13 protein-coding genes, 1 tRNA gene and 1 pseudogene are annotated in these 15,692 nt (G+C 61.6%); 8 read left to right on the forward strand and 7 right to left on the reverse strand.

Annotated elements, in window-relative coordinates; all coding sequences use genetic code 11:
- Positions 1–197 precede the first annotated feature (197 nt).
- Positions 198–1,836: pseudogene (locus tag PSH80_RS01370) on the forward strand (ArnT family glycosyltransferase).
- A gap of 29 nt (positions 1,837–1,865) precedes the next feature.
- Here the strand turns inward: PSH80_RS01370 and PSH80_RS01375 are convergent.
- The 6 genes from PSH80_RS01375 to PSH80_RS01400 form a co-directional block, all read right to left on the reverse strand.
- Positions 1,866–3,941: a TonB-dependent siderophore receptor gene (locus PSH80_RS01375; RefSeq protein ID WP_057437686.1), complete on the reverse strand. Its 2,076-nt coding sequence runs from the start codon at positions 3,939–3,941 to the stop codon at positions 1,866–1,868.
- A 302-nt stretch (positions 3,942–4,243) separates the two neighbouring features.
- Positions 4,244–4,912 (reverse strand): hypothetical protein, encoded by a 669-nt coding sequence (locus PSH80_RS01380; RefSeq protein ID WP_057437122.1) that lies wholly within the window; start codon positions 4,910–4,912, stop codon positions 4,244–4,246.
- 206 nt (positions 4,913–5,118) lie between these two features.
- Positions 5,119–5,194 (reverse strand) — tRNA-Phe (locus tag PSH80_RS01385).
- A 103-nt stretch (positions 5,195–5,297) separates the two neighbouring features.
- A complete protein-coding gene (locus PSH80_RS01390; RefSeq protein WP_038445278.1) occupies positions 5,298–5,570 on the reverse strand; it encodes an oxidative damage protection protein in 273 nt (90 codons plus the stop codon).
- Entirely contained in the window at positions 5,567–6,634 is a 1,068-nt protein-coding gene (gene mutY, locus PSH80_RS01395) for an A/G-specific adenine glycosylase (RefSeq protein ID WP_057958032.1), read from the reverse strand. Before mutY ends, PSH80_RS01390 begins: the two co-directional genes overlap by 4 nt.
- Entirely contained in the window at positions 6,631–8,850 is a 2,220-nt protein-coding gene (locus PSH80_RS01400) for an AsmA family protein (RefSeq protein ID WP_305418887.1), read from the reverse strand. Before PSH80_RS01400 ends, mutY begins: the two co-directional genes overlap by 4 nt.
- 296 nt (positions 8,851–9,146) lie before the next feature.
- On the opposite strand from PSH80_RS01400, the gene PSH80_RS01405 reads away from it, so the two are divergent.
- From PSH80_RS01405 to PSH80_RS01435, 7 genes are all read left to right on the forward strand, one after another.
- On the forward strand, positions 9,147–10,808 hold the full coding sequence (locus tag PSH80_RS01405) for an OFA family MFS transporter (RefSeq protein ID WP_057958034.1): 1,662 nt from the start codon (positions 9,147–9,149) through the stop codon (positions 10,806–10,808).
- Between the two features lie 238 nt (positions 10,809–11,046).
- A complete protein-coding gene (gene hisB, locus PSH80_RS01410) occupies positions 11,047–11,640 on the forward strand; it encodes an imidazoleglycerol-phosphate dehydratase HisB (protein WP_003218037.1) in 594 nt (197 codons plus the stop codon).
- On the forward strand, positions 11,640–12,278 hold the full coding sequence (gene hisH, locus PSH80_RS01415) for an imidazole glycerol phosphate synthase subunit HisH (protein ID WP_305418890.1): 639 nt from the start codon (positions 11,640–11,642) through the stop codon (positions 12,276–12,278). The genes hisB and hisH overlap by 1 nt, the downstream gene beginning before the upstream one ends.
- Positions 12,278–12,535, forward strand: a complete 258-nt coding sequence (locus tag PSH80_RS01420) for a DUF2164 domain-containing protein (protein WP_029295898.1) — start codon at positions 12,278–12,280, stop codon at positions 12,533–12,535. Before hisH ends, PSH80_RS01420 begins: the two co-directional genes overlap by 1 nt.
- Before the next feature lie 39 nt (positions 12,536–12,574).
- Positions 12,575–13,312: a 1-(5-phosphoribosyl)-5-[(5-phosphoribosylamino)methylideneamino]imidazole-4-carboxamide isomerase gene (hisA, locus tag PSH80_RS01425; RefSeq protein WP_186625110.1), complete on the forward strand. Its 738-nt coding sequence runs from the start codon at positions 12,575–12,577 to the stop codon at positions 13,310–13,312.
- 9 nt (positions 13,313–13,321) lie between these two features.
- The gene (gene hisF / locus PSH80_RS01430; RefSeq protein WP_003171107.1) at positions 13,322–14,092 is read left to right on the forward strand and encodes an imidazole glycerol phosphate synthase subunit HisF; all 771 of its coding nucleotides are present in this window, start codon (positions 13,322–13,324) and stop codon (positions 14,090–14,092) included.
- A 66-nt stretch (positions 14,093–14,158) separates the two neighbouring features.
- Positions 14,159–14,914, forward strand: coding sequence for an ABC transporter substrate-binding protein (locus PSH80_RS01435; protein WP_057444609.1), 756 nt, complete (start codon positions 14,159–14,161; stop codon positions 14,912–14,914).
- A 3-nt stretch (positions 14,915–14,917) separates the two neighbouring features.
- Here the strand turns inward: PSH80_RS01435 and PSH80_RS01440 are convergent, their stop codons facing one another.
- Positions 14,918–15,691, reverse strand: a complete 774-nt coding sequence (locus tag PSH80_RS01440; RefSeq protein ID WP_273878737.1) for a divergent polysaccharide deacetylase family protein — start codon at positions 15,689–15,691, stop codon at positions 14,918–14,920.
- Position 15,692 lies beyond the last annotated feature (1 nt).

A 15,692-nucleotide genomic window follows, 5' to 3' on the forward strand; every position in this document is an offset into this window, starting at 1 on the left:
AAGGCGGTTGTGGCGAGCGGGCTTGCCCGCGTTGGGTCGCGCAGTGGCCCCAAAAATGGGACAGCCCTGCAGTCCAGCGCGGGCAAGCCCGCTCGCCACAGGTGTGTACAGGTAAATGTTGCATTCGGTTCAGGCGTGATTCAGCCGTGCTGCCGGCAATATACGCCAGCATCTCCCCCGCCCTGGCAGGTTAAACCATGGAACACCGCAACCGTTTTCGTGTGGAGGCCCTGGGTGTTTTCCTGGTGGCCTTGTTGTTATTTACCCTGGGCATCTGGGATCAGTCGCCGCAAGGGTTTGACGGGCGTTGGGCGGTGTTTATGCAGGAGATGTTTCGCCACGGCGCGAGCCTCTTCCCCACCACCTACGGTGAGCCTTACCCGGATTATCCGGGCACGGCGACCTATTTCAGCCTGCTCTTTGCCCGGCTGTTCGGTGCGCCTAACGACCTGGCTAACGTGTTGCCCACCGCTCTGGCGTCGGCTGGGGTCGTGGCCCTGGTCTACCGCTTGCTGGTGCCCTGCGGCCGGACCTGGGCGTTGCTGACGGTAGTGCTGACGGCATTGACCGCGCAATGGCTGGAGAAGTCGCGCTCAGTCTGCCTGGATCAGATGGTCTCCCTGCTGTGCCTGGGCTGTTTCTACTTGCTGCACACCGGCGAGCGCCTGGGCTCGCGGCTGCGTCAATACGCAATCTTTCCCTTGTTCGTGGCGGCGTTTGCCATGCGTGGCCCTTTGGGCTTGATCGAGGTCTGTGGGGTTGCTTGCGTGTACTGGGCGCTGGGGCCTGCCCGCACGCGGGAAGAGAAGATTGGCTTGCTGAAAAAGGTGCTTGCCCACGGCGTGATCGGCCTGGTCCTGCTCCTTGCCTGTTGGTGGGTGTTTGCTGAAGCTGGCGCGGATCAGCGGGGGTGATGCTTTTGCCGACGAGGTGATGAAGATGCAGGTGGCCGGTCGCCTGGATGAAAGCGGCGAGCCGTTCTACTTCTACTTCAAGCTGAGCCTGTATCGCTATTTCCCGGTGATCCCGCTGGCGCTGGCGACGTTGATTGCCCTGCGCCACACCTGGTCAGCGCGCAATGATGATGCCGATGTGCGGCTGATGCTGCGCCTGGGCGGCTGTGGCCTGATCCTGCTGGGGTTGTCGGTGCCGAACTTCAAGCGTGCCTACTACATCCTGCCGATGGTCCCGATGTTTGCCGCGGTGGCGGCTTATGGGCTGCTTCAGGCCCGGGGTTGGTTGCTTGGGGTGCGTCGGGGTTATGCGTGGCTGGTGGCGATCCTGCCGCTGCTGGGGGTTGTCGTGGTCTTGGTCTGCCGCCAGTTGTGGAGCAAACACGGTTACTGGCCTGATGTTTCAGTGCCGGGGTTGATTGCGCTGCTGATCGCCCTGCAGTTGGCGGCGGTGGTGGCCTGGCGTCGCTGGCGCAGCCGTGTGGGGGCGCGACTGGTGGTGCTCAGCCTGATCGCGCTGGCCACCCAATGGCTGGTGCTGGTGACGGTCGTGGAGCCGGCCAAGGATCTGCAATTCGACACCAAAAACTTTGTGGGTGCGGTGGAAACCCTGCGGGCCGAGCACCCCGGGCCGCTGGTGTTTCTCAACCTTGGCAAGGACACCTGGGCCATTCGCTACATCATGAACCTGGATCATGACGAGCAGCCGCTGTTTATCGGGCGCGATGACCTTGCGCGCCTGAACGCACTGCCGCGCTCGTCCTGGGTGATTGTCGCGCGCAAGGAAACCGAACTGCTGCAGGGCACGCCGCTGCAGCATCTGGTACCGGCTTTCAATGGGCGGCTTAATGACAACCCGTTGCTGGTGTTCCGGGTGCCATGATCAGCCGCCGCCGTGGATTTACAACTCAATCAAAAGTTGTAGGCCAGCGTACCGACGAGCGTACGACGGTTGCCGATAAAGCAGTCGCCTCGCGCCAGGCATGTGGTGTAGTAGGTCTTGTCTTCAAGGTTGGTCGCGTTGAGCGTCAGGTTCCAGTTCTGGTAGCGGTACCCGAGCATCGCATCCACCAGGGTAGAAGACGGCGTTTTCAGGCGGTCGGCGCCATCCCAGCTGGTTCCCACATAGCGAATGCCGGCACCGACACTGAACCCGGAAATGTCGCCGATGCTGAACCGATGTTGGCTCCATACCGAGGCCATGTTCTCTGGAACGCTGGACAGGCGCTTGCCTTGCTCGGCGGGCGCGCCCTTGATGACGGTGGTGTCGGTGTAGCTGTAGGTGCCAATCAGGTCCCAGTCGGGCGTGACCGTCACCAGCGCTTCGAGCTCCAGGCCACGGGCGCGGGTTTCACCACTTTGCAGGGTATTCATCGCATCCAGGGGGTCGGGCATGCGGCGGTTCTGCTCGCGAATGTCATACACCGCTGCGGTGTAGAGACTGTTGCTGCCAACCGGCTGATATTTCACCCCCAGCTCCCACTGTTTGCCCTTGAGCGGTACGTAGGGCTCCAGCGTTCGCCGGTTGAGGCCGATTTGGGGCTGGAATGATTCGCTGTAGCTCAAGTAGGGCGCTATGCCGTTGTCGAACAGGTAGGTCAGGCCTGCGCGGCCGGTCACCTTGTCGTCCTTTTGCCGGGCGCTGCCTTGGGTTTGGCTGGCGGCCCAATCCTTGCGCAGGCCGAGGGTCAGCAGCCACTGTTCGTATTTGATCTGGTCCTGGGCATACAGCCCTTGTTGCATGACCCGTTGTTCCGGGTCTGCGGTGAGGCGAATGACCGAGGGATCAAAGGTGCCATACACCGGTTCGTACACGTTCAGTGGTGTTGCGTTACCGCTGGCACCTTCCCGGTTGGAGACCGCATGCTGGTAGTCGCCCCCCAGCAGCAGCGTGTGCTGTAGCGGGCCGGTGTCAAATCGGGCCTCGGCGTTTTGGTCGGCAACCCAGACTTTGACCTCTGGCTTGGAAACGTAATAGACACGGTCGAGGGTCTGGTTATCGGCGTTAAACGGTGGGTTTCTTGCGAATTTCGCATAAATCGACTGGTAGCTGACTTTGCTTTTCTGCCAGCGCAGGTTCTGGCGCAGCGTCCATGTGTCGTTCAGGTGCCACGAGAATTGCGACGTCAGGGCTGTCTGGTCACTGTCGTATTCGTCGAACCCTGGCTCGCTGGCGAACCGGTTGCTGTGGATCCGGCCATATGGCGCATTCCAGACGGTACCTTTGTGTGGGAAGAACTGCGTGGTGGAGCCGCTGTCATCGCGCTGGATGTTGGCCATGACGGTCCAGTCGATATCTTCGTTGGGGCGCCAGGTCAGCGATGGCATCAGCACCTGGCGGTTGTCTTTGACATGATCAACCTGGGTGTCGCTGTCGCGCTGGATCGCCACCAGCCGGTACAGCAGCGTGCCTTGCGGGTTCAGAGCGCCGGTGGTGTCGACGGCGACCTGCTTGCGGTTGTAATTGCCGTATTGCAGTTGCAGTTCGGTGTGCTGTTCGGCTTTGGGGCGTTTGCTGACCTGGTTGATCAGGCCGCCCACCGGGCTTTGCCCATACAGCATCGACGCGGGGCCCTTGAGCACTTCAAGGCGTTCCAGGGTGAAGGGGTCGGTGCGCACGTTGGTGTAAGTGCCGAAGCTCTGCTGTAAACCATCAAGGAACAGGGCCGGCGAGCTGCCTCGCACTTTCGACCAGTCTCCGCGGCTATCGAGCCCGAAGGTTTCGGCCCGCACCCCGGAAACATATCGCAATGCGTCTTGCACGGTCAGCGCGCCCTGATCGCGCATGCGGTCGGCGCTGATGACGGAAATCGACTGGGGGATCTCAGTGATGGGGGTGTCGGTCTTGGCCCCTGTTGTACTGCGCTTGGCGACGTAGCCTTTGACCGGGCCGTCGGCCGTTTCTTCTGAGGCAGTTGCCGTAATACTTTGGCTGGGCAGTTCGAGCTGGCCTGTTTTCTCGGCCGCGTCTGCGACCGGGACAAGCATCGAAGCGAATCCGAAGGGGGCAAGGCCAAACGCCTTCAACCATGAACCTGACTCGCGTGCAGAGGGCATCGCAGCTCCTTGATTATTGTTAGTGGTGCAGGGGGGATTTTGCGCGCCAGCTTAAATGATAATAATTGCTATTAGCAACCATGGGCTTCAGTCGAGCCTGGCTTTTTGGCGGGGGTGTTTGATGCGGGCGACCGGGTGGGGTCGCCCTGAGCGGGGAGGGCCAATCAAGGCTGGCAGTCAGGCAGGAGTGCGAAGTGACATTCGTCCTGAACTACCTGGAAGGGGGCGACGAACTATTTGCAGCGATACCCCTCGGGCATCGTGACGGTGTAGTTGCGCTGCACGCGATCCTGGAAGTTCAGGTTCTGCAGGCCCTGCTGCACCAGGAAGGCTTCGACCTTGGCGGCCTGGCAGTCCTCGTTGTAGGACGTTACCCGCAGCAGGTACACCGCGCGTTTGCTCGCTTCATCCCGGGCCGTGGCGGTGAAGGTGGTGAGGGTGGTGTAGCCGGTGCGCTCCGAGCTGCCTACCGGGCCATAGGTGGTGTTCGGCGTGCTGGTGCAGATCATCTGGTCGCTTTTTTTCTTGCTGTTCTTGCACACGGTGGAGGTGCTGGTTGGCACCTGCCCATACTCGGTGGCGGTATAGCGGTAGGTCACCTGGTGACTGTCGATGTCGAGGGTGATCGTGATTTTCGGCGTGCGGTTCTTGGGCAGGGACACGTCGGTATACACCTCGCGAAACCCCTGGTCCTTCATGGCGCTGACCATATCGCGCAGGTAGTAGCGGGCATTGAGCGCGTTCTCGGCATTGCCGCCGACCGACGTCACCAGCACCGTCGCTTGTCGGTCAAAGTGATAATCCGGGTCAGGGGTTGCGTTGATCGCGACGTCCATCGTAGTAGCGCATCCGCTGAGCAGCGCTGTCAGCATTAACAGCGTGCATAACAAGTACCGGGTCATGAAATAACTACCTTGCTGAAGATTGGATTAAGGCTAGACGGTTGAGCATGGAAATAAATAACACATCAGGTGCCAGCAAGGCTTGGCGTTAACCTGAAAGTAACCAGAGGGGCGCTGGCGTACTAAATCGCAGGCAACAAAAAACCCGCACTAGGCGGGTTTCTTGGGTGTTCCAGATGATTTTTGCACCACCTGAAACTAATAAGTGGTGCCCAGAGACGGAATCGAACCGCCGACACGGGGATTTTCAATCCCCTGCTCTACCGACTGAGCTATCTGGGCAACGGGGCGCATTAAACGGGTTTTTCAGGGGGTCGTCAAGCAAGTTTTCAAAAAATATTTAATTATTACCGTCGCTTACGTGCCAACCCCGGTTTTTGCTCAATTATTGAGCAGGCGGCACGTAGCCGTCGGCCTTGGCGTAATCCTCGCCGGAAAAGTACTTGTCCATCTCGCCCTGCAGATATTTGCGGTCTTCGGCGTTCATCATGTTCAGGCGTTTTTCGTTGATCAGCAGGGTCTGGTGCTTCTGCCAGTCGGCCCAGGCCTTGGCGGAGACGTGGTCGAAAATGTCCTGGCCCTTGGCGCCCGGGAATGGGGCGCGCTCCAGGGCTGGCAGTTCTTCGTGATACTTGCGGCAGATGATGGTGCGGGTCATGACGAAACTCCTGCGTTCAATACGTCGGCCGCGCGCTTCAGCAGTTTTTTCACCGGGGCGGCAAGGCCCAGGCGCGGCGGGGTGGCGAGGTTATACCAGAGCCAGTCGGCCTCGGCCACGTGATGGGCCGATTCCTCGACCTGCACCAGCCAGGGTTCGATAGCCAGCTGGAAGTGGCTGAAGGTGTGGACCAGTCCAGGTAGCGCCTGATGCTTGCCCAGCGCCAGTGAGTGCTGGTTGGCCAGGTGTTCCAGGTCGTTCAGGTCGTCCAGCTCCGGCAAGCTCCACAGCCCGCCCCAAAGGCCCGTAGAGGGGCGACGGTAAAGCAGGATCGCGCCCTCCTGGTTGGCCAGCATCGGCATCAGCGTGCGCTTTTGCGGGATGGTCTTGCGCGGCTTGGGGATCGGGTAGCGGGTTTCCAGGCCCAGCATGTGCGCCTCGCAGCCCTTTTCCAGGGGGCACAGCAGGCAACTGGGCTTGCTGCGGGTGCAGAGGGTGGCGCCCATGTCCATCATGGCCTGGGTGTAGGCATTGACGCGGTCGTGGGGGGTAAAGCGCTCGGCAGTGGCCCACAGCTGCTTGGCCACCTTGGGCTCGCCCGGATAGCCCTCCTGGGCAGTAAAACGTGCCAGCACGCGCTTGACGTTGCCGTCGAGGATCGGTGCGCGCAGGCCCATGCTCAGGCTGGCGATGGCACCGGCGGTGGACAGGCCGATGCCCGGCAGTTCGGTGAGTTTCTCTACATCGCGGGGAAACTCGCCGCCGTATTCGGCCACCACGATCTTGGCAGTCTTCTGCAGGTTGCGCGCCCGGGTGTAGTAGCCCAGCCCGGTCCACAGGTGCAGTACTTCATCTTCCGGCGCGGCCGCCAGGGCCTCGACCGTTGGCAGCGAAGCCATGAAGCGGTCGAAGTAATTGAGCACGGTGCTGACCTGGGTCTGTTGCAGCATGATTTCCGAGACCCACACCCGATACGGGGTGATGCCCTGTTGCCAGGGCAAGTCATGGCGACCGTGGCGGTCGTACCAGTCGAGCACGGCCGCTGAAAATTGCTCGTTTCTCATCGGTTGAACAAACCTTTGAGGGCGTCTTTGAGCTTGGGGTTGACCTTGTCGAGCTTCTCTTCAAGTTTCTCGCTGAGCTTGTTGCCCGCCATCTTGGCGGCCACCTGGCCCAGGCCGTCCTTGTCCAGGCGGCAGGCTTTGGCGCCCAGTTCCAGCGGGCCACGGCAGCGCAGCGGCACTTCGATACCCTGGAAGTTCGAGCCGACCTGGCAGGCCGGGTCCGGCATGTCGCGCTTGTCGCCCTCGACGATGATGCCCACGCGGTAGTCCATGCCCAGTACACGCAGGTCCACGTCGCCATTGCCGTTGACGGTCAGGCCGGGGATGCGCACTTTCAGGTCCGGGTTGCTCGCCACGCCGTTACGGAAGGTCAGGTTGCCCTTGAGTTCCTGGAACGGTGTGTCCTTGCTGCGCGGTGTGGTGGCCAAGGTCTTGCGGTTGAGCAGGGCGATACCCGTGCACAGTTGTTGCTCAAGGTTGGCATTGAGCAGCACGCCATTGTTGATCACAAAGCTGGCGGTGCCGTTGAGGCTGTCGATCAGCGCTTTCTGGCTGTTGCCACGCCCGTTCAGGTTGCTGTCGAGGGTGATCTGGCCCTTGACCGGCGGGGTTTGCCCCTGGGCTTGCAGGATGCGCTCGACCGGTACTTGCTTGATTTTGGTCTGCAACGCCAGCACCGGCACATCTTCCCGTGCATCGAGGCTGCCGTTGGCCTGGAACGTGCCGTTATAGAGGCCACCGCTCAAGGTGTCGAGCTTGAACTGGCCACCCTGGCCGGAGGCCTTGAGGGCTGCATTCTCGATGGGCAACTGGCTCAGGGTCAGTTGGCCGAAGGACAGGTCGGCAATCACGTCCAGGCTGCGCAGGCGCGCCAGGGGCAGCAGCTTGTCGGTGCTCCAGGCGCCTTTGGTCGGCGCGTCCGGCAACGGCGTGGTGCCACCGGCGGCCATGGCCCCGGCTTCGCTGCTTTGCACTTCGGCCTGGCGTGCGACGGCGGCGCTGTTGGCTGCTTCTGACTTGGCGGGCAGGTAATGGTCGGCATTGAACGTGTCGCCCTTGAGCTGCACGCGCAGGGATTGCTTGGCAAAGTCCTCCACCGCCAGGCGCCCGGTAAAGGTGCTGCCGTCGACTTTCAGGTTGAGGTCTTCCAGGGCCATGCTCGACGGCGTGCCTTGCAGGCGGCTGACCAGTTCGACTTTGCTCAGGCTCCCTGGGGCCATGGCCGGCAGGGGCTGGCCGACGCTGTCGAGGAACTTGGCCAGGTCAAACTGGGCAATCGACAGGGCGCCGCTGATCTCTGGGGTTTTATCCAGGTCGTTGACCTTTACTTCGCCCAGTGCCCGCAGTTGGTTGAGCGACAGCTTGAGGCCGGTCCACTCGGCAATGTTCGCCGACAGGTCCACCAGCAACTGGCCCTGGGTGGCAAAGGTCACGGTCTTGCCTTGCAGCGGCTCGCCGGTGGCTTCGCCTGCGACTTTCATGTCTTCAAACTGATAGCGCTTGAGGGCGCGATCAAAACGCAGCTCGCCGCTGAGTTCGCTCTTGACCCGCATCACTGGCTGGTTGCTGCCGAAGAAGGCAGTGAGTTTGACCGGGATGCTCGCGCCTTCATGCACGGCACCGGTGCTCAACTGAATGCTCTCGGCGCTGAATTGCTTGCCGGTCTGCTCGTCGTTGTACTCGATGCGGGCGTTGTTGACCGTCAGGCTGTCGATATCCAGGCGGATCGGCTGAGCCGGTTTGTCCGGCGCTGGCGCCGTGGTTGGCGCAGTCGTCACGGGTGCCTCGGCGGTGCCGGTGGCTGCAACGGGCGGTGCCTTGCCGATATCTTCCCAGTTGCCGTGGCCTTGCTTGTCGCGGTTGAGGCGCAGGTTCAGGCCCTCGACGCGCACATCGCTCATCTGCACTTCACGACGCAGCAGCGGCAGTACCCGTACCGACAGGCCGAGCATCTGCAGATCGGCAAACGGCTGGGCAGGATTGCTCAGGGTGGCCACGCTGGCTTCATGCAACTCCAGGCCCAGCCACGGGAACAGGCTCCAGCCGATATCGCCATTGAGCGTCAGCTCGATGTGGGCCTTGTCGCGGGCAATCTGGCGAATCTCGTCTTTGTAGTCGTTGGGATCGAAGAGGTGGGTCAGGGCAAAGCCCAGAGCCACAATGATCAGCAACAGCCCGAGAAGTACCAGACCCAGGATTTTGCCGAACGCTTTCATGGGCGAGTCCTTGTATGTCGATTTCAAAATTTAGCCGCAGAGTATAACGCCGCTGGACCTGCGGCTGTTTACGCATCGTTACATAGTGTCAAACAAAACAGATGAGCCGAAAAAGGTAGTGTCAGTTTGGTTTTTCTCGCGGCGCCAAATGCTAATCTTTGCGCGTTCGCCCGCCTTCTGCGACGAAACGTCGCGCTTACAGGGAGCTTCACTCGACAAAACGGCCACGCATTGCGTGCAAAGGCCGAGGAGGAGAGCGCCTGGCGAACACAGACCAACAACTGGGGGAAACACCAATGAACACTAGCACTGCGGCCGGCATTCCTGCTGCGCAGCCTGCGTTCCTGTCCAAGGAACGTATCATCGCCAAGCCAGGGTTTAACCGCTGGCTGGTTCCGCCGGCCGCCCTGGCTATCCACTTGTGCATCGGCATGGCCTACGGCTTTTCGGTGTTCTGGCTGCCACTGTCCAAGGCGCTGGGCGTCACCGCACCGGTCGCGTGCGCGCCGGACATGAGCTTTATCGCGCAGATCTTCTCGTCGTCCTGCGACTGGCCGATCTCCATGCTGGGCTGGATCTACACCCTGTTCTTCATCTTCCTGGGCTGCTCGGCAGCGATCTGGGGCGGCTGGCTGGAACACGCCGGGCCGCGCAAGGCCGGTGTGGTCTCGGCACTGTGCTGGTGTGGTGGCCTGCTGATCTCGGCGCTGGGGATCTATACCCACCAGATCTGGCTGATGTGGCTCGGCTCCGGGGTCATCGGCGGTATCGGCCTGGGCCTGGGCTACATCTCGCCAGTCTCGACCCTGATCAAGTGGTTCCCGGACAAGCGCGGCATGGCCACCGGCATGGCGATCATGGGCTTTGGTGGTGGTGCGATGGTCGGCGCCCCCCTGGCAGCGGCACTGATGGGCCACTTCGCTTCGCCGACGGGCGTGGGCGTATGGCAGAGCTTCCTGGTGATGGCCGCGATCTACTTCGTGTTCATGATCGGCGGCGCCTTGTCCTACCGCGTCCCGCCGACCGGCTGGAAGCCTGAGGGCTGGACCGCGCCGGCGAAAAAAGCCAGCAACGCGATGATTACCCATCGCCACGTGCACGTGAACGTGGCCTGGAAAACCCCGCAATTTCGCCTAGTGTGGCTGGTGCTGTGCCTGAACGTATCGGCCGGTATCGGCATTCTCGGCATGGCGTCGCCGCTGTTGCAGGAAGTGTTTGGTGGCAAGTTGCTGGGTGTGGATGTGCCATTTGGCCAACTGGATGCCGGGCAACTGGCCTCCATCGCAGCCATCGCTGCCGGTTTCACCGGGTTGTTGAGCCTGTTCAACATTGGTGGGCGGTTCTTCTGGGCGTCGTTCTCTGACTACCTGGGCCGTAAAAACACCTACTTCGTGTTCTTCGCCCTGGGCTTTGCCCTGTATGCGCTGATCCCGAACCTCGGCCACTTGGGCAACGTCTCGCTGTTCGTGGCGGCGTTCTGCATCATCCTGTCGATGTACGGCGGCGGCTTCGCGACCGTGCCGGCCTACCTGGCGGACCTGTTCGGTACGCAAATGGTCGGTGCGATCCACGGTCGCCTGCTGACTGCCTGGGCGGCGGCCGGCGTGCTGGGCCCGGTGCTGGTCAACTACCTGCGTGAGTATCAGCTGAGCATTGGCGTGGAGCGTGCTGCGGCTTATGACATCACCTTGTACATCCTCGCCGGCCTGTTGGTGCTGGGCTTTATCTGCAACCTGCTGGTGCGTCCGGTGGCCGACAAGTACTTCATGACCGACGCCGAACTGGCCGCCGAACAGGCGCTGGGCCATGACAAGGGCGCCGATGCCAGCACTTCCCTGGAGTGGAAAGCCGCTTCCGGCACCGTGCCATTGGCAATTGCTGCGTGGCTGGTGGTGGGTATTCCGCTGGCGTGGGGCGTGTGGGTGACCTTGCAGAAGACAGCAGTGCTGTTCCACTAACACCGCATAACCCGTGTGGGCCCGGTTCCTGTGGGAGCCGGGCTTGCCCGCGATAGAACCCGCTTGGTGTATCTGTAGTACGCAGGCGTCTGCATCGCAGGCAAGCCAGCTCCCGCACTTGTACTGACATGTCTATGCCCGACAGGCCGTCAGTCTTATCCCCTTCGATGTTTCTGTTTAGCGCCCGCAGCCCCTATAATGACCACCTTTTTCGCCCAATGATTTTGCGGAGCTGGTGATGGCCGAACGTAAGGCGTCCGTCGAGCGCGACACTCTGGAAACCCAGATCAAAGCCTCGATCAACCTGGATGGCACCGGAAAGGCCCGATTTGATATCGGTGTTCCTTTTCTTGAGCACATGCTGGATCAAATCGCCCGTCATGGGCTGATCGACCTGGATATCGTCAGCAAGGGTGACCTGCATATCGACGACCACCACACCGTGGAGGATGTCGGTATCACCCTCGGCCAGGCGTTTGCCAAGGCCATCGGCGACAAAAAGGGCATCCGCCGTTACGGCCATGCCTATGTCCCGCTGGACGAGGCGCTGTCGCGTGTGGTCATCGACTTCTCGGGCCGCCCAGGCCTGCAGATGCACGTGCCTTACACCCGCGCCACGGTGGGTGGCTTTGACGTGGACCTGTTCCAGGAATTCTTCCAGGGCTTCGTCAACCACGCCCTGGTCAGCCTGCACATCGACAACCTGCGTGGCACCAACACCCACCACCAGATCGAAACCGTGTTCAAGGCTTTCGGCCGCGCCCTGCGCATGGCCGTGGAGCTCGATGACCGCATGGCCGGGCAAATGCCGTCGACCAAGGGCGTTCTGTAATGCAGACGGTCGCGGTTATCGACTACGGCATGGGTAACCTGCATTCGGTGGCCAAGGCCCTCGAGTACGTCGGTGCCGGCAAGGTGCTGATCACCAGCGATGCGCAGGTGATCCGCGAAGCCGACCGTGTGGTGTTCCCCGGTGTGGGCGCGATTCGCGACTGCATGGCCGAAATCCGCCGCCTGGGCTTTGACAGCCTGGTGCGCGAAGTCAGCCAGGACCGGCCGTTCCTCGGGATCTGCGTGGGCATGCAAGCCTTGCTCGACCGCAGTGAAGAGAACGGCGGCGTTGACTGCATCGGCCTGTTCCCAGGCGCGGTGAAGTTTTTCGGCAAGGATCTGCACGAAGACGGCGAGCATCTGAAAGTCCCGCACATGGGCTGGAACGAAGTGCGCCGCACCGTCGACCACCCGCTGTGGCATGACATCCCGGACATGGCGCGTTTCTACTTCGTCCACAGCTACTACATCGCCGCCGGTAACCCGCGCCAGGTGGTGGGTGGCGGGCACTACGGCGTCGATTTTGCCGCAGCGCTGGCCGAAGGTTCGCGCTTTGCCGTGCAGTTCCACCCGGAGAAAAGCCATACCCATGGCCTGCAGCTGTTGCAGAACTTCGCCAGTTGGGACGGGCGCTGGTAATGGCCAAGAAGATCAAGCCACCGATCCTCAATCTCACTCCCCAGCAGGAGAGTGAGGCGACCGACAAGATCAAGCGTTTCATGGAAGATCGCTTCGAGCTCCGTCTCGGGTCGTTCGAGGTGGCTGAGATCCTCGAGCTGTTCACCACTGAAATTGCTCCGCACTATTACAACAGGGCGATTTTCGATGTGCAGACGCACCTTAAAGAAAGGTTCGAAAGCATCGAAAGCGACTTGTGGGCGCTCGAAAAACCCTGATTTTCCGAGCAATGCTGAATATCGAATAAGGTTTGCCAGATGCTGATTATTCCCGCTATCGATCTCAAGGACGGCGCTTGTGTACGTCTGCGCCAGGGCCGCATGGAAGATTCCACGGTGTTTTCCGATGACCCGGTGAGCATGGCTGCCAAGTGGGTGGAGGGTGGCTGCCGTCGCCTGCATCTGGTGGACTTGAACGGCGCCTTTGAAGGCCAACCGGTCAATGGCGAAGTAGTGACGGCCATCGCCAAGCGCTACCCGAACCTGCCGATCCAGATCGGTGGCGGTATCCGCTCCCTGGAAACCATCGAGCACTACGTCAAGGCAGGCGTGAGCTACGTGATCATCGGCACCAAGGCGGTGAAAGACCCGGCCTTCGTCGCCGAAGCCTGCCGCGCGTTTCCGGGCAAGGTCATCGTGGGCCTGGACGCCAAGGATGGTTTCGTCGCTACAGACGGCTGGGCGCAAATCAGCACCGTGCAGGTGATCGACCTGGCCAAGCAGTTCGAGGCCGACGGTGTGTCCGCCATCGTTTATACCGACATCGCCAAAGACGGCATGATGCAGGGCTGCAACGTACCGTTTACCGCTGCGCTGGCGGCCGCCACCAAAATCCCGGTGATCGCTTCCGGCGGTATCCACAACCTGGGCGATATCAAGTCGCTGCTGGACGCCCAGGCGCCGGGGATCATCGGCGCCATCACCGGCCGGGCGATCTACGAAGGCACCCTGGACGTCGCCGAAGCCCAGGCTTACTGCGATGCCTACAAAGGCTGAGGACTGACCATGGCGCTGGCCAAACGCATCATCCCTTGCCTGGACGTCGACAACGGTCGGGTGGTCAAGGGCGTCAAGTTCGAGAACATCCGTGACGCCGGCGACCCGGTGGAAATCGCCCGTCGCTACGACGAGCAGGGTGCCGACGAGATTACCTTTCTCGACATCACCGCCAGCGTCGACGGCCGCGATACCACGCTGCATACCGTCGAGCGCATGGCCAGCCAGGTGTTTATCCCGCTGACCGTGGGCGGTGGCGTACGCACCGTGCAGGATATTCGTAACCTGCTTAACGCGGGTGCGGACAAGGTCTCGATCAACACGGCCGCGGTGTTCAACCCGGAGTTTGTCGGCGAAGCGGCGCAGCACTTCGGTTCGCAATGCATCGTCGTCGCCATCGACGCCAAGAAAGTCTCCGGCCCGGGTGAAACCCCGCGCTGGGAGATCTTCACCCACGGCGGGCGCAAGCCGACCGGCCTGGATGCGGTGGAGTGGGCGATGAAGATGGAAGGCCTGGGCGCCGGTGAAATCCTGCTGACCAGCATGGACCAGGACGGCATGAAAAACGGCTTTGACCTGGGCGTGACCCGCGCCATCAGTGATGCACTGGGCATTCCAGTGATTGCGTCCGGTGGTGTGGGCAACCTGCAACACCTGGCCGACGGCGTTATCGAAGGCCACGCCAGCGCGGTGCTGGCGGCGAGTATTTTCCACTTTGGCGAATACACCGTGCCTGAGGCAAAGGCCTACATGGCAGCACGCGGAATCGTCGTCCGCTAAACGTCACTGGACACCATGGCAGGCTCGCGGCACTCTGGGGCCTGCCATGGATTCCGGTACCCCTACATGCTCAAAGACCTGCTGCTTGCCCTCGCCAGTTCTTCCATTCTGTTGGCGGGCTCGGCCAATGCCGCTGAGCCGTCTGGCACTTCTCTGGTGCTGCTGACGGAGAACTTTCCGCCCTACAACATGGCGAAAAACGGCAAGAACTTCGCCAAGGACGAGAACATCGAAGGCATTGCGGTGGACATTGTCCGCGAGACTTTCAAGCAGGCTGGCATTTCCTACAACCTCACGCTGCGCTTCCCTTGGGAGCGGATCTATAAACTCGCCCTGGAAAAGCCAGGCTACGGCGTGTTCGTCATGGCGCGCCTGCCGGACCGCGAAGCGCTGTTCAAGTGGGTCGGCCCCATCGGCCCGGATGACTGGGTGCTGCTGGCCAAGGCTGACAGCAAGATCCAGCTGACCGACCTTGAGCACGCCCGTAGCTACAAGATCGGTGCCTACAAAGGCGATGCCATTGCCCAGACCCTGGAAAAGCGCGGGCTCAAGCCGATCATCGTGCTGCGCGACCAGGACAATGCGCAAAAGCTGATGGAGGGGCAGATTGACCTCTGGGCCACCGGCGACCCGGCCGGGCGCTATCTGGCGCGTCAGGTGGGGGTTTCCGGGCTCAAGACGGTGCTGCGCTTCAATAGCGCCCAGTTGTACCTGGCGCTGAACAAGGAGGTGCCGGATGAGGTGGTGGCCAAGCTGCAGGCGGCGCTGGACCAGCTACGCAAGGAGGGTGTGGTGGATCAGATCATGGCGCGCTATCTGTAGGTTTCAGCGGTAAACCCCATCCTTGCCGTGCCCAGCCATCGCCCGATTGCTGCGCACACTGATCATCAGCTTGATATCAATCCACTCGATACCCTGGGCCTTGAGCTTGGGCAGCTCGCGCTCCAGCACCGCCAGGGTCTGTGGATAAGGATGGCCGATCATCACCGCCGAGCCCTGTTTGTGGGCCAGCTTGATAGCCGTCTGCAACTGCGTGGCGATGGCCGCTTCGGTCCGCTCGTCATCCAGAAATACATCCCGTGAGACGTGGGCCAGGTTGATTTTCTGAGCCTCGGCGGCCGCCACGGTCTTGGCGCTGGTACGGCTGTCGACGAAAAACTTGTGCCGACGCTGCAGCTCGCCCATCAACCACGCCATAGCACCAGGCTCGGCGGTCATGCGGCTGCCCATGTGGTTGTTGATGCCGGCGGTGTAGGGCACGGCCTTGAACGCCGCATCCAGGCGCTTGCCCAGTTCTTCGATGGGCAGCTCGGGGTGCCAGGCGAAGGGGCCGGTGGCCGGGTCCATGGGCATGTGCAGAATCACGATCTTGCCGGCGCGGTGGGCCTCGCGGGCGACTTCAGCAGCGTGGGGCGTGTCGGGCATGATCGCCGCCGTCACCGGGCCGGGCAGGGCCAGCACACGACGATCCCTGGGCAGGTTTTGCCCAAGGTCGTCGATGATAAGCGTGAGGTAGGCTTTGTGGGGCTTGTCGGCCGGCGTCGCTAGGGCGACTCCGGCCAGGCTGCACAACATTGCAAGGATTAGCGCAAAACGCATA

This window comes from Pseudomonas sp. FP818 (assembly GCF_030687335.1).
GTDB lineage: Bacteria > Pseudomonadota > Gammaproteobacteria > Pseudomonadales > Pseudomonadaceae > Aquipseudomonas > Aquipseudomonas shahriarae.